Raw genomic sequence first — 23,014 nt, 5'->3', positions numbered from 1 at the left:
GGTGAAATGCGTTTGCTTGGCAGCTCGCACTTCACCCGGAGGTCTTCGCCTTGTCAGCCCGCCACGCCGTCACCAACCTCCGTGGTCAGTACACCTAGACGTCGACCAGCGGCGCCACCGCCGGATTGCGGTGGTGCTGGAAGACGACCGAGGTCCGGAAGCCGGTGACCTCCCTGCGGCGGCTGAGCCGATCGACCAGGAAGGCGTGGAGCAGGTCGATGCGCGGTACGCCGACATGCAGCAGGAAGTCGTCGCCGCCGGCCAGTACGTAGACCGACATCACCTCGGGCAGCGCGGACACCTCGCGCTGGAAGTCGTCGATCAGTTCGCGACGTAGCGGCCGGACCTGGGCGAACACCAGCGCCTGCACGGTCCGGCCGAGCGCTTCCGCAGACACCTCGGCGTGGTAGCCGCGGATCACGCCGCTGTCGTGCAGGCGTCGTACCCGCTCGAAACAGGTCGACGGCGCGACGCCGATCCGCTGGGCCAGCTCCCGGTTGGTCTGCCGGGCGTCCCGCTGGAGCTCGGTCACAATACTGCGGTCGATCTCATCCATGTCCGGATCCTAGGCTGATTTCCGGATGATGTTCGGATGTAGCTATCTCGATCGGGATTTCTGGCTAGTTTTGTGGCCATGATTCGACACGAGGAGATTGTTGCCCGGCGTGGCCGCCGTACCGGTGCGACAGTGATCATGGCGGTGCACTCGACCGTGCTGGGCCCGGCCATCGGCGGCTGCCGGGTACGGCGTTATCCGTCCTGGCAGGCCGGGCTCGAGGATGCCGCGAGGCTGTCGGAGGCGATGACCTGGAAGGCGTCGATCGCCGGGCTCGACCATGGTGGCGGCAAGACAGTGGTGGTGCTGCCGACGGATCCGGTGTCGCGGGATGATCTGCTGGAGGACGTCGCCACGGTGCTGGAGTCCTTCGGCGGAAGGTACCTGACCGGACCGGACATCGGTACCGGGCCGGACGACATGCAGTCCTTGTTCGACCGGACCGGTTTCGCGTTCTGCCGGCCGGTGGCGACCGGGGGCAGTGGTGATTCCGGTCCGGCAACCGCGGACGGCGTACTGGCCGCACTGCTGGCCGGTGTCGCGCACGTCTTCGGTGTCGCTGAGGTCGCGGGGCTGCGGATCGGCATCATCGGACTCGGATCGGTCGGTCTGCGACTCGCGGAATCCTTGCGTGCCGCGTCACTTGTGGTGGCCGATATTGACGAGAGCCGGCGTGCGGACGCCAGTCGGCTCGGCGCGCAGTGGACCTCGCCGGAAGCCTTGCTCAAGACTGAGTTGGACGTCCTGGTACCGGCGGCTGTCGGCGGTCTCCTCACCCCGGCCGTCGCCGCGGAAGTCAGCGCGCGACTGATCGTTGGTCCGGCCAACAACCAGCTCGCCGCCGATGCCGTTGCCGATCAGTTGCACCACCGCGGCATCACCTGGATCCCTGACTACCTGGCCAGCGCCGGCGGAGTCATCCACGCCATCGGCATCGAACGCCACGGTCTGACCCCGCAGACCGTCAACCCGCTGGTCCAGTCGATCGGCACCACCGTCTCCCAAGTCCTGACCGAGGCCGCCACCACCGGCCGCACTCCACTGGCCATCACCAACGCCCGCGCCATGGCCCGCGTCACCCGTGGGTAGCTGTGATCAGCGGTAGTCGGCGACGAGACGGCCAGGGCGCCGAAGACCGCTGAGCCGCGCATCACGGCCCCCTGGTGGAACCTCTAGCAGATCAGTTGGGGACGATGAGGGCGAGGGTGGCTATGGCGGCGCCGGCGGCCAGGAGGAAGGCCGTGTCGAACATGCGGCCGCGGACGTGGAGGAGGCCGGCGGCGGTGTCGGTGAGGGTGGCGCGGAGGAGGCCGGCCAGGACGACGGAGCCGGCGAAGACGAGTACGCCGTTGCGCCAGTTGTAGAAGGTGAGCACGACCAGGCCGGTCGCCGCGACCAGGAGCGACAGGACCAGAGGCCACTCGTTCCGCCGCTGCGCCTCGCCTGCCATCAGCACGCCACGCTCGTTTCGGCCCGAGCCACTGGGTGGCTCACCGGCCGAGGCTCGCTTCGGCGGCCTCGACGACGTTGGTGAGGAGCATGGCGCGGGTCATCGGGCCGATGCCACCGGGCATCGGGGCGATCCAGGCGGCCTTCTCGCGGGCGGCGTCCTCGATGTCGCCGACGATCTTGCCCTCGGCGCTGCGGCTGGTGCCGACGTCCAGCAGTACAGCGCCCGGCTTCACCATGTCGGCGGTGATCAACCCGGCGGACCCGGCCGCCGCGATCACGATGTCGCCGGTACGCACCACGCCGGCGAGGTCAGTCGTGCCGGTGTGGCACTGGGTCACGGTGGCGTTCTCGGTACGACGGGTGAACAGCAGCCCCATCGGCCGACCCGCGGTCACGCCCCGGCCGACGACGACAACGTGAGCTCCGGCGATCGGTACGTCGTACCGGCGCAGGATCTCGACGCAGCCCTTCGGGGTGCACGGGAGCGGGCCGTCCTGGCCGAGGACGAGCTTGCCGAGGCTGACCGGGTGGAGTCCGTCGGCGTCCTTGGCCGGGTCGATCAGGCCGAGGATCGCGTTCGTGTCGACGTGCTTGGGCAGCGGAAGCTGGACGATGAAGCCGGTGCAGTCCGGGTTCTCGTTGAGCTCGGTGACCTTGGCGGCGATCTCGTCCTGGGTCGCCTCGGCTGGGAGCTCGACCTGGATGGACGCGATGCCGACCGCCGCGCAGTCGCGGTGCTTGCCGGCCACGTATGCCCGGCTGCCCGGGTCGTCCCCGACCAGGATGGTGCCGAGCCCGGGAACCACGCCCTGCTCGGCCAGCTTCGCGACCCGGACCTTCAACTCGTCCTTGATCGCCGCCGCCGTCGCCTTGCCGTCCAAGATCTGCGCTGTCACGACGTATGAGTCTAGGTGCGGACCGCCAGGCCATCACAATCAGCACCCAGCCGGGCGGCCACGCGGGACCCCGGCGGAGCTGTGCGGTTGTGATGGGCTGGGGATCCGCGTGGTGTGGCCGACCGTCGTCGCGGTGAGAGCCAGGTCTTGCGCCGTCCGTCGAGCGGTGCGGCACTGGGAATGCGTGGCACCTTGCCGCGGTTGAGCGAGGTAGTTTATTCTTTAACTACCCCGAGCGAGGAGAACAACCCATGCCCGCCGTGACCGTCAGCGACATCACCGTGCTGCCCCGCGTCCACCAGCCGGATCCGGCCGTCGCCACCGAGCGCGCGGTCCGGTCGGTGACGTCGGCCCCGAGTGGGTACGAGGGCGAGGGATTCCCGGTCCGGCGTGCCTTCGCCGGCGTCGACCTGCGCGACCTCGACCCGTTCATCCACATGGACCAGATGGGCGAGGTCGAGTACGCACCGGGTGAGCCGAAAGGTACGCCGTGGCACCCGCACCGCGGTTTCGAGACCGTCACCTACATGCTCGACGGGATCATGGAGCACCAGGACTCCAACGGTGGTGGTGGTGTCATCTCCAACGGCGACACCCAGTGGATGACCGCTGGTTCAGGGCTCCTGCACATCGAGACTCCGCCGGAGCACCTGGTGCTGAGCGGCGGCCTGTTCCACGGCATCCAGCTGTGGGTCAACCTCCCGAGGGCGCAGAAGTGGGCTCCGCCGCGCTACCAGGACATCCGCGGTGGCGACTCGGCGTTGCTGTCCACCGCGGACGGCGGCGCGCTGATCCGGGTGATCGCCGGCAGCGTCGACGGTCACGAAGGACCGGGGTCGACGCATACACCGATCACGCTGGTGCACGCGACGGTCAGCCCCGGCGCCGAGATGGTGCTGCCGTGGCAGCCGGACTACAACGCGCTCGTCTACGTGCTGGCCGGTCAGGGCACGGTCGGCGCCGAGCACCGCCCCATCCGCAAGGGCCAGCTCGCCGTCTTCGGCCCGGGTGACACGATCCGTACGGCGGCCAGTACGACGCAGCCGCAGGCCGAGCCGAATCTCGACGTACTGGTCCTCGGCGGCCGCCCGATCCGGGAGTCGATCGCGATGGCCGGGCCGTTCGTGATGAACACCCGCGCCGAGGTGATCCAGGCCTTCGAGGACTTCCAGGCCGGCAAGCTCGGCAGCATCCCCGCGGTCCACGGCGCACCGACGGAACTCCGCAGTACCGAATAGGCCCGACCTGGACAACCTGACTCCCCGGTCCTACCTTCACAAAAAGGGGAAACGGGGATTTTCAGGGGGCATCATGTCGCGTTTCCGGAAACTTGCGCTCATCGTGTCCGCGGTGGCACTGACCGTCGCCGCGGCCGCGCCGTTCCCGGCATCGATCCCGTTGCCGGACGACTTCCAGCCGGAAGGCATCGCCACCGGGCCCAGGGCAACGTTCTACTCCGGATCGATCACCACGGGGGACATCTACCGCGGCAGCCTGCGCACCGGCAAAGGCGCGATCTTCGTCGACGCGCCGCCGGGTCGCTCGGCCATCGGGATGAAGGTCGAGCGGTCCGCCAAACGACTGTGGGTGGCCGGCGGGACCACCGGTCACGGCTATGTGTACAGCACCCGCAACGGCTCGACCGTTGCGGACCTGACGCTCACCACCGCGAGCAACGTGCTGATCAACGATGTTGTGGTGACCAAGGGCGGCGCCTACTTCACCGACAGCTTCAACCCGGTGCTCTACCAGGTGCCGATCGCGCCGAACGGCCGGATCGGCACACCGCGGACGATTCCGATCAGCGGTCCGGCGGCGGCGATCGTCCCGGGCGCCCCCAACCTGAACGGCATCGACGCCACCCGGAACGGCCGGACGCTGATCGTCGGTCATTCGCCGCTGGGGAAGCTGTTCCTGGTCGATCCGGCCACCGGCGCCAGCCGGGCCATCGAACTGACCGGTGGATCACTGACGCCCGACACGGCGGACGGCATCCTCCTGGACGGGAAGACGCTGTGGGTGGTGGAGAACTTCTCCGAGCGCTTGGTCAAGATCAGGCTGAGCCCGGACCTGTCCAGCGGCCGGATCACCGAGACCTTCACCAGTGATCTGTTCCGCGTCCCCACCACGGTGGCCGAACACGGCAACCGCCTGGCCCTGGTGAACGCCCGGTTCGACCTCGGCTTCCCGCCGCCGTTCGGCCCGGGGGCGCCACCCGGCACCGACTTCGACGTGGTCCAGATCAGAAAACCCTGAGGTCAGCCCTCGGGGTAGAAGACGAACAGGGTGCAGCCCTGCTTCGTCTGCGGTACGTGTGACGACCCGGCCGGACAGTGGATGAACGAGCCGGCCGGGTAGTCACGAAGACCGTCGTTGAAGACGCCCTCGACGACGTACACCTCCTCCGGGCCTGGCTCGTGCACGTCGACGCCCTGCCAACACGAGCCGGGGTCCATCTCGAGCACGTGGGCCGACGCACCCCGTGCCCCGGTCCACAGCGAACGCAGCCGGATGCCGGGGAACAGCTCGCGGACCGAAACGTCCGCCACAGAAGTCCATTCGAAGGTGTCCACAGCTCCGATCATCGGTTGTCCACAGGCTTTCCCACAGTGTCTGGATAGTCGTGGTCAGGTACTTTCATGCCATGCCTCCGCCGCAACCGACGCAGCCGCACCGCGTCGTCGCGTTGGTGACCGGGCCGCAGGCCAGCTTCGAGCTGGGGTGTGCGGCGGCTGTCTTCCGCGCGGACCGGTATCGGTTCAGCGTGTGCACCGAGCGGCCGGGCCCGATCCGGACCACCGAGGGTTTCGACATGGTGGTGCGCTCGGGTCTACGGGCGCTGGATCGCGCGGACACGATCGTCGTACCTGGCTGGCTGCCGATCGAACGGGAGCCGTCCGCGGCCGTCGTACGGGCGTTGCAGCGGGCGCATCGTCGTGGAGTGCGGCTGGTGAGCATCTGCTCGGGTGCGACCGCGCTGGCCGCGACCGGGTTGCTGGACGGGCGCCGGGCCACGACACACTGGCGGTACGGCGACCTGCTGCAACGCCGGTATCCCGCCGTACTGGTGGACACGGATGTGCTCTACATCGACCACGGTGACATCGCGACGAGCGCCGGGTCGGGCACCGGGATCGACCTGTGTCTGCAGTTGGTCCGCAACGACCACGGCGCCGCGTACGCCGCTCAGGTCGCCCGGCGGATGGTGATGCCGCCACACCGCGAAGGTGGTCAGGTCCAGTACCGGGTGGACGAAAGCCGGCCGACCGAGTCGCTGGGCACTCTGCTCGACTGGGCGACCGAGCACCTCGCCGAGCCGATCACGCTCGACGACCTGGCGGCCGAGATCAACGTCTCACCCCGAACCCTCGCCCGACGCTTCGCCGACCAACTCGGCGTCGCCCCCGGCCAATGGCTGCTCGCCCAGCGCATCGCCAAGACCCGTGCCCTGCTGGAGGACACCGACCTCCCGATCGAGACCATCGCCACCCGCGTCGGGTTGTCCTCGGCAACCAACCTCCGCCGCCGCTTCCACGCCGCCTTGCGGACGACGCCCAGTGCCTACCGCCGAGCCTTCCGGCGGACTGGTTCGGTTGGGGAACCGTAGACCGGCTGATACGCCTGGGCGAGGTCGGCGATCATCCGGGCCGTCTCGTCGTACAGGTGCTGGGCGTGCTCGGAGGTCCGTCCGATCGCGGTCAGGCCGAGGCGGCCGTCGACGGCGAGACAGGACAGCATGTGCAGGACGACGCCCGTCCCGGTCCGCCGGTCGAACTGGAGACCGGTCTCGGTCAGCGCGTGGATCACGTCGATCGGGGGCAGCCCGAGCCACGCGGGATCGACCAGGTTGTCCGTCGACGCGTAGCACCTCGACGTTCCGTCGGCAGCGCGCCAGAGACCGAGCCCGGGCTGGTACCGGCCGGGCACGAGGTGTCGCAGGGCGGCGTACGGGTGCGTCGTACCGCCCTTGCGGAGGTTGATCTCCAGCGCGTACAGACTCCACCGCCCGGCCGCGTCCGCCACGGCGACGAAGTCAGCGCTCAGCCTGCCGACCACCCCGAGACCGGCGAGCGCCCGCCCGATGCCCAATGCGTACGCCGCGAGGTCCGGCGAGTACGCCGGATTCGCGGGGAACCGGCAGCCGGAGTAGATCTGATGCGTCGGACCGCCCAGCACCTGTTCATGGGTGGCCAGCACGGTCACGTCGCCGTACGGCGAGATGTCGAGTTGCACGCTCGGGCTGGACGCGGCTGCGCCGGTGATGAGTTCCTCGACGACACCGCCGAGCGCGAGGTCCGCCCGGTACCAGCTGGGCATCGCCTCCACCCGTGCCCGGATCTCCGCGTCGGTCAGCCGGCGCCCGGTGACGTCGCAGAGCTCGACGACGAGGTTGCCGTCACCCGCGCCGCTGTCGTCATGCTTGATGACGACGCCCAGCGATCCGGGCCGCTCCGCCCGGATCGCCGCGATCGCCGCGCAGACCTGGTCGACGGTCCGCACGTCTTCCCGGCCGGTGGGCGTCGGCACCCCGGCCTGGCGGAACAGTCGCCGGCCCGCGCCCTTGTAGCCGAGCGGCCACAGCTCGGGCAGCGTTCCGTTGATGGGCGTGTCGAGACGGGTCGCGACCTCGACCTCGTGATCGGTCACGTTCCAGGGCTCGATGAAAGCCGGCCGGCCGCCGATCTCGGCCCGGAGCCGGCGCAGCGCCTCGGGCCGGTCCAGCAGCTTCTCCGCGACCGAACGGGCGCCGAGATCGTCGACCGTCACGATCCGCAGGCGTTCCCGGCAGCTGGTACGACGCGACGCCGGGGCGAGGCCGGCGTAGTACTCGAGGACTTCGGTCGACGGCGTCTCTGAGCAGACGAAGACCATCTCGCACCGCTCGTAGCGCGGCAGCATCAGCGACGCGAGCAGGTAGCGGTGTTCGAGAGCGGGGATCCGGGTGGCGTAGTGCGACAGGATCGACTCGCCGAGGCTGAACGACGGCAGGGCGACGATGACGTGCGGTGGTCCGCCCGGACGGTTCATCGACCAGACCGCCCCGAGCCGCCGCTGCAGCTCTCTGATGTCGCTCATCACCCCCGCCCCCACGGCCAGCGTACGCCCGGGGCCGATGGTCTAGAAGGCGCCGGAGTTGTCCAGGTCGTTGTAGTAGGCGATGCGTGGGTCGTCGGGGTCGGCGCCGTACGTCTCGATGAAGCGCCGGGCCGCGGGTGGGCCGCCGTACTGCGGGTTGAGGGTGCCGGAGAGGCTCTGGAACATCAATGCCAGGTCGACATAGCGGTCGCCGGTGCCGAGCCGGCTGAGGTCGAGGACACCGCTAAAGCGAAGGGTGTCGGGGTCGATGAACACGTTGGGGGCGCAGTAGTCGCCGTGGGTGACGACCTCGCGGGCGCCGGGGAACCCTGAGTCGAACGAGCAGTCCGTGAGTTCGTGCAGGGCGTGCAGTCCGTCGGCCATCGCGGTCAGGACGGCAGGGTGCTGGGCGGTCGGCCAGGGTTGGGAGGCGTCGCGGCCGGGGAGTTCGGTGGTCAGCAGCCAGTTGTTGCCTCGATCAACGATGCGGGGGCACGGGAACCCGGTCGAGCCCAGCCAGGCGAGCCGGTCCGCCTCGTCGTCGACACCCGGGCCGGCCTTGTAGAACAGGCGCTCCGAGCGACGCACGAGGCGGACCACGGTCGCCGCGGACATGCCGAGGTGGATCGGCTCGGCACTGCGCGCGCCGAACCTATCCACCAGAGCGTTCAGGTCCACTCAGCGAAGGTTACGGTGCAACGCCGAGATCAGCTCCCCATTTTCGGTGTCGCCGTCGAGCGACCAGATCATCGCGCCGCCGAGTCCGCGCTGCGAGATGTACTGCGCCTTGCGCTTCATCTCGACCGGGTCGTCCCAGGTCCAGAACGTCGTACCGTCGAACAACCAGGCGAACCCGGCCTTCTCGTCCCGGTGCACGGTGAAGCCGGACAACTTCGCCTTGAGCAGCCGGTAGTCCTCGTAGCCCGCCTCGTACGTCGCCGGCGCCGGGCCGGTGGCCGGCTGGAACAGGCCGTTGTTCTGGTTCGTCACGCCGGTCCAGCCGCGGGAGTAGAACGGCACCCCCATCACCAGCTTGCTGCGCGGTGCGCCGCGAGACAGGTAGGCGTCGATCGTCACCTGCGAGCTGAACTCGGCCGTCGACGGGTCGCCGGCCGGGCCGTCGATCGCCGACTGCTGGTTCGTCACCGGGTCCCAGGCGCCGTGGTAGTCGTAGCCCTGCGTCGTACCGAAGGTCAGCTCCCGGAACACCTTCGGAACCTCGAAGCCGTTGTCCACCTGCACCGGATCGGCCGGCACGAACGCGGTCAGGTTGTAGCGGCCCTTGAACGGCCAGGACAGCTTGTCGAGCTGGTTGCGGTACTCGCGCACCAGGGCGGTGAAGTTCTGCTTGTCCTCCGGCCGGACCACGTTGCCCGGAGCGCCTGCGCTGCCAGGCCATTCCCAGTCCAGGTCGATGCCGTCGAAGACACCTTTCGCCGCGCCGGCGGGCAGGCCGGGGACGTTCCCCTTCAGCCACAGGTCCAGGCAGGACTTCACGTGCGCGGCCCGCGACGCCGGCGTGAGGGCCGCGTTGGAGAAGTACTTCGAGCCGGTCCAGCCGCCCAGCGAGATGCTGATCCGCAGCTTGGGGAACTTCTGCTTGAGTTGCTTGAGCTGATTGAGGTCGCCGTTCAGCGCCTGTCCTGGCTGGTCGGCCTGGCCGCTGACGCTCTGCTCGGCGGTGAACGGCCGCTGGTAGTCGGCCCACGGGTCGCTGCTCACGCAGGTGCCGTGCTCGTCGAGGAACCCGAACGCGTAGTTCAGGTGGGTCAGCCGCGCGGCCGTCCCGTTCTTCACCAGATCACTGACCAGGAAGTTCCGGTCGTACCCACTCCAGTTGGTGTAGTACCCCACCACTCGCTTGCTGCTGTGTGCTTCGGCCGGTACGGCGGTCAGGCCCGCCATCACCGTCACGGCCGCCACCAGCAACCCCACACTCCGACGCTTCATCTGACTCCCAATCGGGCGGTCCAGGGACAAGGTGGCGCCGACTCTATGACCGTTCCCAGACTTACGCAATGACTCTACCGAAAGATGGTCAAGAAAGTTTCCTATCTGATCCAAGTAACGGCGGGCCGTTGCTGACATAAACGGCGGTAGGGTCGCGGCATGACGAGTGTGGGTGAGGATCTGGCGCCGTCCGGCGTACTGCGGGCATCCATCAACCTGGGCAATCCGGTGCTGGCGCAGGGGACGCCGGAGGAGCCGGCCGGGGTCACGGTCGACATCGCGCGGGAGATCGCGCGCCGGCTCGAGCTGCCGCTGGAACTGCTCTGTTTCGACGCGGCTCGCAAGTCCTTCGAAGCGCTGACCACCGATCAGGCCGACATCTGCTTCCTCGCGATCGAGCCCGCCCGGGCCGACCGGGTCGCGTTCACCGCGCCGTACGTGATCATCGAAGGTGTCTTCGCCGTACGACGGGACTCCGAGCTGACGACTGTCGCCGACGTCGATCGGGCTGGTGTCCGAGTGGGGGTGAAGCGTGGCTCGGCGTACGACTTGTATCTCACCCGGACGTTGCAGCACGCAACCATCGTCCGTGGTGACGAAGGCACCGAGGTGTTCCTGGCCGACGGCCTGGAAGTTGCCGCCGGCATCCGTCAGCCGATCACGCAGTTCGTTGCCGGGCACCCCGAGTGCCGGCTGATCGACGAACGCTTCATGCAGATCCAGCAAGCCGTAGGCACTACCAAGACCCGCCACCCCGACACCGTCGCCTACCTCCACACGCTGATCGAGGACCTCAAGACCTCCGGCTTCATCGCCGACTCCCTCACCCGCTCCAATCAACCCGACGCCACCGTCGCCCCACCCGCCTAACCCCCCGGCCCCCGGCCAGGCATGGGGTGCTTGGACACCCGGCGGGGGCCGCACTCAGGTTATTGCGGCTGTTCCGCTCGATGTACGGGCGGTGTTTCGTTCGACGCGGCCGCGGATGCGCCGGCATATGTCCGGAATCGCACCGTTTCCCGGGGTCCATGCCTGGGTCATCGGGGGGTGGGGAGCACCAGCCACCTGAATCGACAGGCCAGACTCCCCGATCGACCCCGCGGTCCCCGTGGGTCCCGGGCGGAGCAGCGATGGGGCGGCGGCCGACTGCTACGGGGTCCGTGGCGTTGGGAGCCTGTCGGATGCGTTCGCTGTGGATGGTGGTCCGATGATGGATCGGGGAGGGTTTTGTCCCGGATCGGGCGGAAAACTCTCCCCGGACGGCAGGACCGGGACCCGCCGGTCTGCTGATTCGTCACGAGTACATGGAGCTGGCGACAGGCGACCGGCTTGGATCCCGTACCGGTGAACAATCACCCACACATCCGGCAGGAGAGCCGATATTTCCTGTGCATGGCCACCGGATCCTGTTCAGGCCCCCGGCGACTGCATCTGGTTAGCTGACGATTTAACGATAATGGTTTTCATGTGCTAGCTTCCCGGTGACCCGTCCGCCATCCGGGAAGAGACTCGCGTGCGTGCTGTTGCTGCTGTTGTCCTGTCGTCGTTCCTCCTGACCGGCTGCTTCGCCGCCGGGAGTGATCCGGCCCCGGTCGCCGGGACGAGCGACAGGCGGATCAAGGTGGCGATGATGCAGCCGCCGCGATCGGGCCTGTCGCCGTTCAGCGATGACGCGTTCAAGCTGTCCCGGTGGAGTACGGCGGAGACTCTCGTCACCCTGGACGACATCGGCGACGCGCAGCCGGGCCTGGCGACCGAGTGGAAGCGGGTCTCACCGCTGAGCTGGGAGTTCACCATCCGGCCAGGGGTGAAGTTCCACGACGGTACGACGCTGACCGCCGACGTGGCGGCCTACGCCCTGACCCGTGCCACGACGGCCGCATCGAAACCGCGGATCCTCGACGGTGTCCGACTGACTGCGGTTGCCAAGGGCAACCAGTTGGTCGTCAGTACGGCGAGTGCGGATCCGCTGGTGCCGCAGCGACTGTCGTCACCGCAGTTGTCGATCCTGTCCAAGGCGGCGTACACGGCGACACGCGTCAACCCGGTCGGCACCGGGAGCGGGCCGTTCGAGCTGGTCGAGGTCCGTGGCACGTCCGGCGCGCGGCTTGATCGGTACGACGGCTACTGGGGTGGGCGCGCGCAGGCGGCCGGGATCGACGTGTCGTTCGTACCGGACGGTGCGGCCCGGGCGGCCGCGATCCGGAGCGGTGCGGCGCAGTTGGCCGAGTCGATCCCGGTGTCGCAGGCGGCCCTGCTCGAACCTGAGACGGTCACCGAGGTGCCGATGCCGCGGACGAACACGCTGTACCTGAACACGAAGTCCGGGCCGTTGCGGGATCCGGGGCTGCGGGCAACGATCCGGGACGCGATCGATCGGGACGCACTGGTGAAGGGTGTGTACGAAGGGCGCGCCGACAAGGCGGCCGGTCTGCTGGGGCCGGCGTTGCCGTGGGCGGCCGAAGGGCGGAAGGAGCTGACCGATCGTACTGCGGCGAAGGCGCCGGCCGGTACGACGATCACCCTCGCGACGTTCTCCGACCGGGCCGAACTGCCGGAGGTGGCGTCGGTGCTCCAGCAGCAACTGCAGCAGGCCGGATTCACGGTGAAGCAGGTGGTTCGCGAGTACGCGCACATCGAGGAGGACGCGCTGGCCGGGAAGTTCGACGCCTTCATCCTGTCTCGCGCGACGGTGCTCGACTCGGGCGACCCGGTCGCATACCTGTACTCCGACTTCGCCTGCGAAGGCTCCTTCAACATCGCCCAACTCTGCGATCCGAACGTGGACGCAGCCCTGACCAAGGCGGCCGCGACCGACACCGGCGACGCGCGCCGCGCCGCCATCCTGGCAGCCGAGGCGGCGGTACTCCGCACCGACGCAGCCGTCCCGCTGCTGCACGAACGGGTCATCCAAGGCGACGCCACCACGCTCGCCGATTCAGCCAAGGACCCTCGGGAGAGGCGACTGGTGACAGCGTCGACCCGCCTGAAATGAGGGTGGGAGTAAAACCCGGCCAGCGCGTTGCGGTGCTGTCCCGGGTAGGTGCCCTGGCCGTGGTTGTGGTGGGGATCGGGTTGTTGCCCTGGTTGTCGGGCCGGGACCCCGCGTTGTCGGTGTTGCGGGCCCGGGCGGCTGAGCAGGAGCCGACTCCGGAGGCGATCGAGGCTGTCCGCCGCGAGCTCGGGCTGGATGCCGGGCCGATCACGCTGCTCGGACGGTGGTTCGGGGGAGTGGTTCGCGGCGATCTCGGGACGTCGTGGGCGAACGGAGCCGAGGTCCTGCCTTCGGTGCTGACGGCCGCGGCCGCGTCCTTGACCCTGATGGGTGCCGCGCTCGGCATCGCGATCCTCCTCGCGGCTGCGATCTGCTGGCCTACGTTGGTTCGTGGTGCGCGGGGAACCGCGAGAGTCAGAGGCAACGGAGTCATCGCGACAGGATTGGCGGCTCTGCCGGAGTTCCTGCTGGCGACCTTGTTGATGTTGACGTTCTCGGTCTGGCTCGGGTGGCTGCCGCCGTACGGGTGGGACGGGCCGAAGCATCTCGTCCTCCCCGCACTGGCGCTCGCGCTGCCGGCGGGCGGGATTCTCGGACGGCTCGTCGACGATGCGCTGCCCGCGGTCTTCGCAGAGCGCTGGGTCAGCTTGTGGCGGTCGGCCGGCTGCTCGCCCCGCAGCATCGCCCTGGCCGCGGTACGACGTGCCACTCCGGCCGTCGTACCCCAACTCGGCCTGGTCGCGGTCGGACTCACCGGCGGCGCGGTCGCCGTCGAGACCGTCTTCGCCGTCCCGGGCATCGGCCGGACCGCACTGGGTGCCGCCGAGTCCCAAGACCTCCCGTTACTGCAAGGATCCGTACTCCTCTTGATCGCGCTCGGCGTCGCCGCCGGTCTCGTGGCCCAAGCGACCCGACGCCGCCTACTCGGCCCCGGCCTCCGCGACCAGGCCCTGACTCTGCCCACCGCCCCTGCGGAGACCACAAGACAACCGGTGGTACCGGTCGTCTGCGCAACCGTGCTCGCGGCAACGATCGCCTGGGGCCTCGCCCTGGATCCGTTGCACCTCGACACCACCGCCCGCCTCGCGTCCCCGAGCTGGGAGCACCCGCTCGGTACGGACTCACTCGGCCGTGACGTCCTCGCGCGCGTAGGCCACGGCGCGGCCACCACCATCGGCACCGCCGTCCTCGTCTGCGTCGCCTCCTTCGTCATCGCCCTGGTAGCCGGTCTCAGTCCGGCCATCACCGAAGGCATCTCCGAGACCGCGAACGCCGTACCGCCCGTCATTGCGGGCGTCCTCGTCGTCGCCGTCCTCGGACCAGGCGCCCTCGGTGCCTCGATCGCGGTCGCTCTTGTCTCCTGGCCGCCGCTCGCCGCTCACGCCGCAGCCCTCACCCAGGAAACCCGGGCCGCCGCCTACCTGACCGCCCAGCAGGCCATCGGCGCCGGCCGTGCCTGGATCCTCACCCGCCACGTGCTCCCGGCCGTCGCCGGTCCGGTCGCGCGGCACGCCGTACTCCGGCTGCCGGGGATCGCGTTGGCCCTTGCCTCGTTGGGCTTTCTCGGCCTCGGCTCGCAACCGCCGGCCCCCGAGTGGGGCTCCGGCCTGGCCGAATCGCTGCCGTACGTCGAACGCGCCCCCTGGGCCACCCTCGCGCCCGCGATCATGCTCCTCATCCTGGCGGCCCTCGCGGTCTCCCTGTCGACGGTACGGCGCACATGACCCTTCTCGACGTCCGCGACCTGCACGTCCGGATCGGCGAAACCCACGCCGTCCGCGGCCTGTCCTTCACCGTGACCAAAGGCGAAGTCCTCGCCCTGGTCGGCGAGTCCGGCGCCGGCAAGTCCCTCACCATGCAAGCCGTGCTCGGACTCCTTCCACCCGAGGCCGAGGTCGACGGCAGCATCCGCTTCGCCGGCCGCGAGCTCGCCGGTGCCGCCCAGTCGACGTACGCCGACCTGCGTGGCCGCCGACTCGGATTCGTACCCCAGGACGCCCTCTCGGTGCTGAGCCCGGTCCACACCATCGGCGACCAGCTCGCCCTCGCCGTCCGATCCGTGCAGCGCACCGACCGCACGACGGCGTACAAAGCGGCGACCGCCGTGCTCGACCGAGTCGGCATTCCCGACGCGGACCGCCGGGCCCGCGCCTATCCGCACGAGTTCTCCGGCGGGATGCGGCAGCGCGCCGTGATCGCGATGGCCATCGTCAACCAGCCCGAACTGATCGTCGCGGACGAACCCACCACCGCCCTCGATCCCCGCATCCAGGCTCAGATCCTGGACCTCTTGACCGGACTGACCGACGACTCCGCCGTCGTCCTCGTCACCCACGACCAGGACGCGGTCGCGACGTACGCGGACCGCACCCTCAGTCTCCACGAAGGCCGGGTCGCCGACTCAGCCCGCGCCGAAAGCATTCGTCCGAGGACCGGCCCGCCGCCGACAGCCGACCCGCCGCTGCTTGCCGTCCGCAACCTGACCGTCCGATACCGCGGCCGCGACGAGCCGGCGGTCGACGATGTGTCCTTCGACATCCACCGCGGCGAGACCGTAGCTCTGATCGGCGAGTCCGGCTGCGGCAAGTCCAGTACGGCGTCCGCCGTACTCCGGCTTCGCCGTCCGGACGCCGGCGAAGTCCGCCTCGACGGGACGATCCTGAACGACAGGACGATCCATCGCCTCCGCCCGGCCATGCAACCGGTCTTCCAGGACCCGTACGGCTCGCTCAGCCCACGTCTGCGGATCCGCGACGCGATCGCTGAACCGTTCAAGGTCCAAGGCCGTTGGGACCGGCGGACCGGGCCGGCCCGGGTGGCCGAGCTGATGGACCAGGTCCAGCTCGACCAGTCGCTCGCCGACCGTCGGCCGCGGGAACTGTCCGGCGGTCAGTGCCAGCGGGTCGGCATCGCCCGCGCTCTGGCCAGCGATCCCCGGCTGCTCGTCCTCGACGAGCCGGTCTCGTCCCTCGACGCGAAGGTCCGTGCCGGAGTGATCAACCTGCTGACCGAACTCCAGCGGGAGCTCGGCCTCGGCTACCTCTTCATCTCCCACGACCACCGCCTGGTCGAGCACATCGCCCACCGCACGCTCGTCATGCACCAGGGCCGAATCCTGTCGTGATCGGAACCGATCGGTGCAGCTTCATGCCAAGGCAGGGGCTTCGCGCAACCATTTGGTCTGGTCCGGACATCTAACGGTGAGTGGCCGAGCGGCTCCGCTGTGTGAGGCGGCCGACCGGCCCGATGTGAGGACAACCGAACGGGAGGGACTCATCGTGCGATCCACACCTCGATCGAGGCGCTTCGGCCTGGCCGTCGCCGCGATCGCAGCCCTGAGTATCGGCCTATCCGGCCTGGCTCAGGCGGCACCACCGGAAGACCAACCCCAAGCCCGGGCCGGCAAGGCCCAGGCAGCCGACCGGCACGTCACGCTGGTCACCGGCGACCGGATCACCCTGTACGGCGGCGACCCGGCACGAGCCGCGGTCAAGCCTGGGCCCGGCCGTGACGCCATCACTTTCAGCACCCAGCGCACCAAGGATCACCTGTACGTCGTACCTTCCGACGTCCAGGACCAGCTCGCCAGTGGCCGCTTGGACCGCCGGCTGTTCGATGTGACCGGCCTGATCAAGGCGGGGTACGACGACAAGTCGACCAAGGCGATCCCGGTCGTGGTGACTTACTCGGGCAAGACCCAGTCTCGGTCCGCCGCACCCGGGGCGACGGTGACCCGCCAGCTGCCGGTCGTCAACGGCGCGGCGATGAAGGTGGACAAGGCCAAGGCCGCCACCTTCCTGACCGGGGTCACCTCGGTGCGATCCGCGGCCGGTGTCGAGAAGATCTGGCTCGACGGCAAGCGCGAGATCAGCCTCGACCAGTCGGTCCCGCAGATCGGCGCTCCGGCCGCCTGGCAGGCCGGGTACACCGGCAAGGGCGTCTCGGTCGCCGTACTGGACACCGGTATCGACACCTCCCACCCCGACCTGGCCAGTCAGGTCGCGGGTGCGAAGAACTTCACCGAGGAGTCGGCCGAGGACCTGGTCGGTCACGGCACCCACGTTGCGTCGACCATCGCCGGTACGGCGGCGGCCTCGAACGGCAAGTACAAGGGTGTCGCACCCGACGCCAAGCTGTACGACGGCAAGGTCTGTGAGCTCGTTGGTTGCCCCGAGTCCGCGATCCTCGGTGGCATGGAGTGGGCCGCGAACGAGGTGAAAGCGAAGGTCGTCAACCTCAGCCTCGGTGGCACCGACACCCCGGAGGTGGACCCGCTCGAGGAGGCCGTCAACCGGCTGACCGCTCAGACCGGCACACTGTTCGTGATCGCCGCCGGTAACGCCGGTCCGGACGAGGGCACGGTCGGTTCGCCCGGCAGTGCGGACGCCGCGCTGACCGTCGGAGCGGTGGACAAGCAGGACAAGCTGGCTATCTTCTCCAGCCGCGGCCCGCGGGTCGGCGACGGTGCGGTCAAGCCGGACGTCACCGCGCCGGGTGTCGCCATCGTGGCGGCGAAGGCGAAGAAGTCGATCATCGGCGAGCCGGTCGGCGATCAGTACCTGATGCTCGACGGTACGTCGATGGCCACCCCGCACACCGCGGGAGCCGCCGCCTTGCTGGCGCAGGAGCACCCCACCTGGAAGGCCGGTGAGCTCAAGGGCGCGCTGATGGCGTCGGCCAAACCCGCCGACGGCCAGAACACCTTCGAGCAGGGCGCAGGCCGGATCGACGTTGCCAAAGGCATCAAGCAGTCCGTGATCACCGAACCGGGCAGTGTCTCGTTCGGTACGGCGGTCTGGCCGCACAACGACGACACCCCGGTGACGAAGACACTGACCTACCGCAACCTCGGCGACCGGTCGGTCACGCTCACCCTCACCGCGACGCTGACCGGTCCGGACGGAGCCCCCGCTCCGGCCGACGCGCTGAAGCTCAGCGCGACCACTGTCACCGTTCCCGCTGGTGGGATCGCGTCGGTGCAGGCGACGTCGAACACCAACCACAGCGGCCCGGATGGCGGCTACTCCGGCCGGATCACCGCGACCGGCGGTGACGCCACGGTCGTGTCGGCGCTCGGCGTGAACAAGGAGAAGGAGAGCTACGAGCTCACCATCAGCAACGTCGGCACCGACGGCAAGCCGGCCGCGGCGTTCGGACTGATCTTCGGCCTGGACACCAACCTGTTCGCCTTCACCGACGACCCGACCACGAAGCTGCGGTTGCCGAAGGGCGAGTACTCCGTACAGGGTGATCAGATCGTCGAGCGGCCAGGTGGTGAGGGTGCCGACTTCTACGCCCTGGTCCAGCCGAGTGTCCAGCTGACCAAGAACACCACGGTCGTGCTCGACGCCCGGACCGCGAAGCCGGTCAAGGTCACGGTTCCTCAGGCCGATGCCTCGGTGGCGGTCGCCGACGTCGGCTACGACCGGATCTCCGCGGACGGACGGCGTGGGCTGAGCTCGTCGTCGCTGCTGTTCGACTTCAACGGCGTCTACGCCGCGCAGGTGGGCCCAGCGCTGCCACCGGAGCAGATGACCGGCCACGTCACGTCGCAGTGGGCGAAGCAGGACAAGAACAGCTCGTTCGCGAACTCGCCGTACCTGTACGGCCAGGTCGACACGACGCCGGGGGTCTACCCGACCGGCTTCGTCCGCGACGTCAAGGCGAAGGACCTGGCTGTGGTCGACCAGCACATCAACGCCACCTCGGACCGGCAGGTCGAGCGGACCGTCCACGGAATCGCGCCGTACATGGGCATGTCCTGGGCAATCGTCCTTCCGTATGACGTCCCGGCCGCGACGAAGCTGCTGGCCGACGACAAGCCGGCGACCTGGCAGACGGGTGTCAGTGAGATCGAGCCGAGCGCTGACCCTGAGGATCCGTTCCCGGTCACGATCACCCGGCTGACCTCGCCGGACCGGGGGTACATGGCGGGCAAGACGTACCGCGAGCGGTACAACGCGGCGGCGCTGACGCCGACGCCCCAGATCGCCGTCCGGTCGGACGACGCGCTCCTGCTGTCCGCCTACTCGCTGTCGGATGCCGATGGCAACAAGGGGTTCGGCCGGACGGACACCGAGTCCAGCAAGCTGATCCGCGATGGCAAGGTGGTGGCGGAGTCGCCGTACTTCGGCTACGTCGAGGCGACCGGTCTGCCTGCGGAGAAGGCGACGTACACGCTCCAGAGCTCGCAGACGCGGCAGACGTACTCGACGTTCAGCACCAGGACCGACCTGAGCTGGACGTTCTCCTCGGGCGCCACGGCCGAAGAGACACCGCTGCCGATGCTCGGGGTTCGCTACCAGCCGAAGGTGGACGGCCACAACGTCGCCGAGCGCAGGCCGGTGACCGTGCTGCCGGTGATCGTCGACGCCCAGCCGGGTGTGTTGTTGCCGGGGATCAAGAAGGTGGAGCTCCAGGTCTCCGGTGACGACGGCAAGACCTGGCAGAAGGCGGCCGTAGCACCGGCCGGCAAGGGCACGTACACGGCGATCTTCGCCACCCCGAAGGGCGCGAAGACCGTGTCGTTGAAGGCTCAGCTGGTCGATGCCCAGGGCAACGTCACCGTTCAGACCGTGATCGGCGCCTACCCGCTCAGATGACGAATCCCTAACAGCAGAGAGGAAACCGCAATCAACCCTGACGTGATCCGCAGCGTCACACTCCACGACTAGGCCCGATCGGGCCGATGAGATCTCGGGGAGGAACCAATGGGGTTGAGGAAGAAGGCGCTGGCAGGCATCGCGGTCGTCATGGCCGCGGTGCTTGCGGTGTCGCTCACCGGCGGCGGAGGGGCACAAGCCGCCGAGCAGAAGGTTGAACCGAAGACCACAGTCAGTCCGAGGAGTGCGGGAGACACGGTGATCACCCTGATCACCGGCGACCGCGTCGTACTGAAGGACGGCGACCTCAAGCGCGTCACCGTCACGCCGGGCAAGGGCCGGGAGGGGGTGACGTTCCGGATCAGCCGGACCGATGGCCGGCTCTCGGTGATCCCGCTGGATGTCAGCTCGGCTGTGACAACCGGTCGGCTGGACCGCCGGCTGTTCGACGTCTCCGGCCTGCTGGTGATGAAGTACGACGACGCGCACGCGAAGGCTATCCCGGTCCTGATCAGCTCCACCGGGCCACGCGCTCGCAAAGCGTTGCCAGGGGCAACGTTCGGCCGAGAGTTGCCGACCGTCGGCTTGGCGGCTGTGAAGGTGGACAAAGCGGCCGCGAGCGAGTTCTTCAGTGGTCTGGGTACGGCGGCGCGGACCCGCTCGGCGGACAAGATCTGGCTGGACGCCAAGCGGCACACCACGCTCGATCAGAGCGTGCCGCAGATCGGCGCACCCGCGGCCTGGAAGGCCGGCTACACCGGCAAGGGTGTGCGGGTGGCCGTCGTGGACACTGGCATCGACAGCACCCACCCGGACTTCAAGGGGCAGGTGGTCGCGACCAAGAACTTCACCACCGGTCCCGCCGGTGACGGCTTCGGTCACGGGACCCACGTCGCCTCAACGATCGCCGGTACGGCGGCCGCCTCGAACGGAAAGTACAAGGGCGTCGCGCCGGATGCGAAGCTGGTCGACGCGAAGGTCTGCGACAACGAGGGCGGCTGCGAGGACTCCGCGATCCTGGCCGGAATGGAGTGGGCGGTCGTCCAGCAGAAGGCCCGGGTGGTCAATGTCAGTCTCGGTGGCCTGGACGGTCCCGAGCTGGATCCGATCGAGGCCGCGGTGAACCGGCTGACGGCGAAGACCGGCGCATTGTTCGTCGTTGCTGCGGGCAATGATGGTCCCGAGGTGGGATCGGTGAACTCGCCCGGTTCCGCGGCGGCCGCGCTGACCGTCGGTGCCGTGGACAAGAAGGATGTGCTGGCGAACTTCAGCAGCCGCGGTCCGCGGGTCGGCGACGGTGGGATCAAGCCGGACGTCACCGCACCCGGTGTCGGCATCGTCGCTGCCAAGGCGAAGAACGCTGTGATCGGTGACCCGGTCGGCAAGGACTACCTGTCTCTCGACGGCACCTCGATGGCGACCCCGCACACGGCCGGCGCCGCGGCGTTGCTCGTGCAGCAACACCCGGCCTGGAAGGCATCCGAGCTCAAGGCCGCGCTGATGGCGACAGCCAAGCCGCTCGACGGACTCACGCCGTACGAGCAGGGCGGAGGACGGATCGACGCGGCGAAGGCGATCACCGCCTCGCTCCTTCCTGTGCCGGCCAGCCTGTCGTTCGGGAAGGCGCTGTGGCCGCACCAGGACGACAAGCCGGTGGTGAGGCAACTGACCTACCGGAATCTCGGCACCGAACCGGTCACGCTGGCCTTCGAGATCAGCTCGACCGTCGACGGGAAGCCCGCTCCGGCGGAAGCCTTCACACTGAGCGCGACCTCGCTGACGATCGCCGCCGGCAAGAGCGCCTCGGTGTCGGTCACCTCCGACACCCGGCACAACGGGCCCGACGGTCTGTACGCCGGTCGGGTCGTCGCGACCGCGTCCGGCGTCTCCATCGGTACTCCGTTCGTGGTGGAGAAGGAGATCGAGAGCTACGACGTGACAGTGCGGCACCTGCTGCCGAACGGCAAGGGCGCCGACCGGAACCAAACCGTCATCTACGGCATCGACAAGGACTACCTCAAGGAGGTGGAGACCGACGCCCAAGGGGTCGCGAAGTTGCGGCTGCCGAAGGGCCGGTACTTCGTCGACGGCCTGGTCGGCGACGACGCCGAGCGCACCTATCAGTTGGTGTGGCCGAATCTGACGGTCGGCCGGGCCACCACGCTGGCGGTCGACGCCCGCAAGGCCAAGCCGATCACGATGACGCTGCCGCGCAAGGACACCAAGCTGGTCGAGGCGCACGTCGGGTACTGGCGGACACTGGCCGAATGGGCGCACGAGGCGACCATGGCGACGTCGGACCTGAGCAAGTTGTACGTCGGCTCGGTGGGAGCGCCGGCGCCCGCCGACGACATGCTGAGCTGGGCCAACTCGCGCTGGGTCGTCCCCGGTAAGGCCGGTGGTCTGCGCAACGCGCCGTACAGCTACAACCTCGTGCAGACCAAACGTGACAGCTACTACACCGGCTACCACCGGGTCGTGCGGCACAGCGAGCTGGCCACGGTGCGGGCGCAGTACACCGCGGATCACGTCGGCTTGATCGCCAGCGACGACCGCTTCGCCTGGCTGCCCGGGGTGGGCAGTACGACGGCCGGCATCCCGATCGAGTACGACGTACCGGCGACCGCGACGCACTTCTTCGACGCCGAGGGCCAGACCTGGGTCGGCGATGTCACGCAGATCGTGCGTCAGGGTGAGGACGACGAGTACCCGCTGTCGCTGAGCTCGGCCGATCTGACGATGACGCCGGGCCGGGCGTACCGGGAGCGGTGGGGTGCCGCGGTCGCGAACACCGGGTTCGGCCTGGGCGACGGAAGCTACCGGACCGGCAACGAGCTGACCGTGTTCATGTTCCCGGTCTCCGACCAGGACGGTCACGCGGGTACGACGCTGTCGTACGACCAGGGCGTCACCCGGCTCTACCGGAATGGCAAGTTGCTGGCCGGCGACGACACGTGGGCCGGGCAGCTGTTCGTGGAGAACGTGCCGGCGGACAAGGCGTCGTACCGGCTGGAAGTGTCCTTGCAGCGGTCGTTGCTCCAGCTGGCGACGCGAGTCGACAACGTGTGGACGTTCAGTTCGCGCGATACCGGAGGTGCCAAGGAGGTGCTGCCGCTGCGGTCGGTGGAGTTCCGGCCCGCGGTGGACGCGAACAACTCGGTGGAGCGGAAGATGGTGACCACGCTGCCGTTCGCGGTGGTGCACCAGCCGGGGGCGAAGGTGCCCGGCATCCGGTCCGTCGCGGTGGAGGTGTCCGGTGACGGTGGCAAGACGTGGCAGAAGGCGATCGTCGTACCCAAGGCCGGTGGGAGGTACGCCGCTGTCTTCAAGACGCCGGCGGCGAAGGTGATGTCGCTGCGGTCCGTGGTCACGGACCGGGACGGCAACACCGCGACCCAGACGGTGATCGCGGCCTACCGACTCCGCTGACGCGGGCGGTGGGGTAGGGCCGCGAGCTTGCGCCTGACGCAACTCAGCCCTCCGCCCG

The 23,014-nt window shown here is 68.9% G+C and carries 17 protein-coding genes; 10 read left to right on the top strand and 7 right to left on the bottom strand.

Features of this window, described 5'->3' with window-relative positions; translation table 11 throughout:
- Positions 1 to 94: 94 nt before the first annotated feature.
- Positions 95 to 556, bottom strand: coding sequence for an Lrp/AsnC family transcriptional regulator (locus AB0F43_RS36715; protein WP_360488027.1), 462 nt, complete (start codon positions 554 to 556; stop codon positions 95 to 97).
- A 78-nt stretch (positions 557 to 634) separates the two neighbouring features.
- Between AB0F43_RS36715 and AB0F43_RS36710 the strand changes: the two genes are divergently transcribed.
- Complete coding sequence (locus tag AB0F43_RS36710) at positions 635 to 1,645, top strand: Glu/Leu/Phe/Val dehydrogenase dimerization domain-containing protein (protein ID WP_360488025.1); 1,011 nt, start codon at positions 635 to 637, stop codon at positions 1,643 to 1,645.
- A 91-nt stretch (positions 1,646 to 1,736) separates the two neighbouring features.
- On the opposite strand, the gene AB0F43_RS36705 is transcribed toward AB0F43_RS36710, so the two are convergent.
- Complete coding sequence (locus tag AB0F43_RS36705) at positions 1,737 to 2,006, bottom strand: DUF3017 domain-containing protein (protein ID WP_360488036.1); 270 nt, start codon at positions 2,004 to 2,006, stop codon at positions 1,737 to 1,739.
- Between the two features lie 40 nt (positions 2,007 to 2,046).
- On the bottom strand, positions 2,047 to 2,904 hold the full coding sequence (locus AB0F43_RS36700) for a bifunctional methylenetetrahydrofolate dehydrogenase/methenyltetrahydrofolate cyclohydrolase (protein WP_360488023.1): 858 nt from the start codon (positions 2,902 to 2,904) through the stop codon (positions 2,047 to 2,049).
- Positions 2,905 to 3,155: 251 nt separating this feature from the next.
- Between AB0F43_RS36700 and AB0F43_RS36695 the strand changes: the two genes are divergently transcribed.
- Complete coding sequence (locus AB0F43_RS36695; protein ID WP_360488020.1) at positions 3,156 to 4,142, top strand: pirin family protein; 987 nt, start codon at positions 3,156 to 3,158, stop codon at positions 4,140 to 4,142.
- A gap of 73 nt (positions 4,143 to 4,215) precedes the next feature.
- Positions 4,216 to 5,160 carry a hypothetical protein gene (locus AB0F43_RS36690; RefSeq protein WP_360488017.1) on the top strand — a complete coding sequence of 315 codons (945 nt, stop codon included), beginning with the start codon at positions 4,216 to 4,218 and terminating at the stop codon, positions 5,158 to 5,160.
- A gap of 2 nt (positions 5,161 to 5,162) precedes the next feature.
- Here the strand turns inward: AB0F43_RS36690 and AB0F43_RS36685 are convergent, their stop codons facing one another.
- Positions 5,163 to 5,489 carry a cupin domain-containing protein gene (locus tag AB0F43_RS36685; RefSeq protein WP_360488014.1) on the bottom strand — a complete coding sequence of 109 codons (327 nt, stop codon included), beginning with the start codon at positions 5,487 to 5,489 and terminating at the stop codon, positions 5,163 to 5,165.
- 59 nt (positions 5,490 to 5,548) lie between these two features.
- On the opposite strand from AB0F43_RS36685, the gene AB0F43_RS36680 reads away from it, so the two are divergent.
- A complete protein-coding gene (locus AB0F43_RS36680) occupies positions 5,549 to 6,511 on the top strand; it encodes a helix-turn-helix domain-containing protein (protein WP_360488011.1) in 963 nt (320 codons plus the stop codon).
- Here AB0F43_RS36680 and AB0F43_RS36675 read toward each other — a convergent pair.
- Genes AB0F43_RS36675 through AB0F43_RS36665 form a run of 3 tightly spaced genes read right to left on the bottom strand, consistent with a single transcriptional unit; the run spans position 6,466 to position 9,930 of the window.
- Positions 6,466 to 7,980: a peptide ligase PGM1-related protein gene (locus tag AB0F43_RS36675; RefSeq protein ID WP_360488008.1), complete on the bottom strand. Its 1,515-nt coding sequence runs from the start codon at positions 7,978 to 7,980 to the stop codon at positions 6,466 to 6,468. The two genes, AB0F43_RS36680 and AB0F43_RS36675, sit on opposite strands and share 46 nt — an antisense overlap.
- A gap of 42 nt (positions 7,981 to 8,022) precedes the next feature.
- Positions 8,023 to 8,658, bottom strand: coding sequence for a phosphotransferase (locus AB0F43_RS36670; protein WP_360488005.1), 636 nt, complete (start codon positions 8,656 to 8,658; stop codon positions 8,023 to 8,025).
- Positions 8,659 to 9,930 (bottom strand): glycoside hydrolase family 18 protein, encoded by a 1,272-nt coding sequence (locus AB0F43_RS36665; protein ID WP_360488003.1) that lies wholly within the window; start codon positions 9,928 to 9,930, stop codon positions 8,659 to 8,661.
- 159 nt (positions 9,931 to 10,089) lie between these two features.
- Between AB0F43_RS36665 and AB0F43_RS36660 the strand changes: the two genes are divergently transcribed.
- The 6 genes from AB0F43_RS36660 to AB0F43_RS36635 all read left to right on the top strand — a co-directional run bounded on the left by AB0F43_RS36660 (position 10,090) and on the right by AB0F43_RS36635 (position 22,956).
- Positions 10,090 to 10,800: a transporter substrate-binding domain-containing protein gene (locus AB0F43_RS36660; protein WP_360488000.1), complete on the top strand. Its 711-nt coding sequence runs from the start codon at positions 10,090 to 10,092 to the stop codon at positions 10,798 to 10,800.
- 643 nt (positions 10,801 to 11,443) lie between these two features.
- Positions 11,444 to 12,925, top strand: coding sequence for an ABC transporter substrate-binding protein (locus tag AB0F43_RS36655; protein ID WP_360487998.1), 1,482 nt, complete (start codon positions 11,444 to 11,446; stop codon positions 12,923 to 12,925).
- Complete coding sequence (locus tag AB0F43_RS36650; RefSeq protein WP_360487995.1) at positions 12,922 to 14,649, top strand: ABC transporter permease subunit; 1,728 nt, start codon at positions 12,922 to 12,924, stop codon at positions 14,647 to 14,649. Before AB0F43_RS36655 ends, AB0F43_RS36650 begins: the two co-directional genes overlap by 4 nt.
- Positions 14,646 to 16,049 carry an ABC transporter ATP-binding protein gene (locus AB0F43_RS36645; protein WP_360487992.1) on the top strand — a complete coding sequence of 468 codons (1,404 nt, stop codon included), beginning with the start codon at positions 14,646 to 14,648 and terminating at the stop codon, positions 16,047 to 16,049. Before AB0F43_RS36650 ends, AB0F43_RS36645 begins: the two co-directional genes overlap by 4 nt.
- A gap of 154 nt (positions 16,050 to 16,203) precedes the next feature.
- Positions 16,204 to 19,527 (top strand): S8 family serine peptidase, encoded by a 3,324-nt coding sequence (locus AB0F43_RS36640; protein ID WP_360487989.1) that lies wholly within the window; start codon positions 16,204 to 16,206, stop codon positions 19,525 to 19,527.
- Between the two features lie 108 nt (positions 19,528 to 19,635).
- A complete protein-coding gene (locus tag AB0F43_RS36635; protein ID WP_360487986.1) occupies positions 19,636 to 22,956 on the top strand; it encodes a S8 family peptidase in 3,321 nt (1,106 codons plus the stop codon).
- Positions 22,957 to 23,014 lie beyond the last annotated feature (58 nt).

Origin of the sequence: Kribbella sp. NPDC023972, from assembly GCF_040639075.1 — a bacterium.
Lineage (GTDB): Bacteria > Actinomycetota > Actinomycetes > Propionibacteriales > Kribbellaceae > Kribbella.
Note: the sequence above shows the minus strand (reverse complement) of the source record. Positions and strands in the feature narration are given on the sequence as shown.

Coding starts and splice junctions, on each gene's coding strand:
- AB0F43_RS36715 (WP_360488027.1), bottom strand. CDS start 556: ATGGATGAGATCGACCGCAGTATTGTGACCGAGCTCCAGCGGGACGCC.
- AB0F43_RS36710 (WP_360488025.1), top strand. CDS start 635: ATGATTCGACACGAGGAGATTGTTGCCCGGCGTGGCCGCCGTACCGGT.
- AB0F43_RS36705 (WP_360488036.1), bottom strand. CDS start 2,006: ATGGCAGGCGAGGCGCAGCGGCGGAACGAGTGGCCTCTGGTCCTGTCG.
- AB0F43_RS36695 (WP_360488020.1), top strand. CDS start 3,156: ATGCCCGCCGTGACCGTCAGCGACATCACCGTGCTGCCCCGCGTCCAC.
- AB0F43_RS36690 (WP_360488017.1), top strand. CDS start 4,216: ATGTCGCGTTTCCGGAAACTTGCGCTCATCGTGTCCGCGGTGGCACTG.
- AB0F43_RS36685 (WP_360488014.1), bottom strand. CDS start 5,489: ATGATCGGAGCTGTGGACACCTTCGAATGGACTTCTGTGGCGGACGTT.
- AB0F43_RS36680 (WP_360488011.1), top strand. CDS start 5,549: ATGCCTCCGCCGCAACCGACGCAGCCGCACCGCGTCGTCGCGTTGGTG.
- AB0F43_RS36675 (WP_360488008.1), bottom strand. CDS start 7,980: ATGAGCGACATCAGAGAGCTGCAGCGGCGGCTCGGGGCGGTCTGGTCG.
- AB0F43_RS36665 (WP_360488003.1), bottom strand. CDS start 9,930: ATGAAGCGTCGGAGTGTGGGGTTGCTGGTGGCGGCCGTGACGGTGATG.
- AB0F43_RS36660 (WP_360488000.1), top strand. CDS start 10,090: ATGACGAGTGTGGGTGAGGATCTGGCGCCGTCCGGCGTACTGCGGGCA.
- AB0F43_RS36650 (WP_360487995.1), top strand. CDS start 12,922: ATGAGGGTGGGAGTAAAACCCGGCCAGCGCGTTGCGGTGCTGTCCCGG.
- AB0F43_RS36645 (WP_360487992.1), top strand. CDS start 14,646: ATGACCCTTCTCGACGTCCGCGACCTGCACGTCCGGATCGGCGAAACC.
- AB0F43_RS36635 (WP_360487986.1), top strand. CDS start 19,636: ATGGGGTTGAGGAAGAAGGCGCTGGCAGGCATCGCGGTCGTCATGGCC.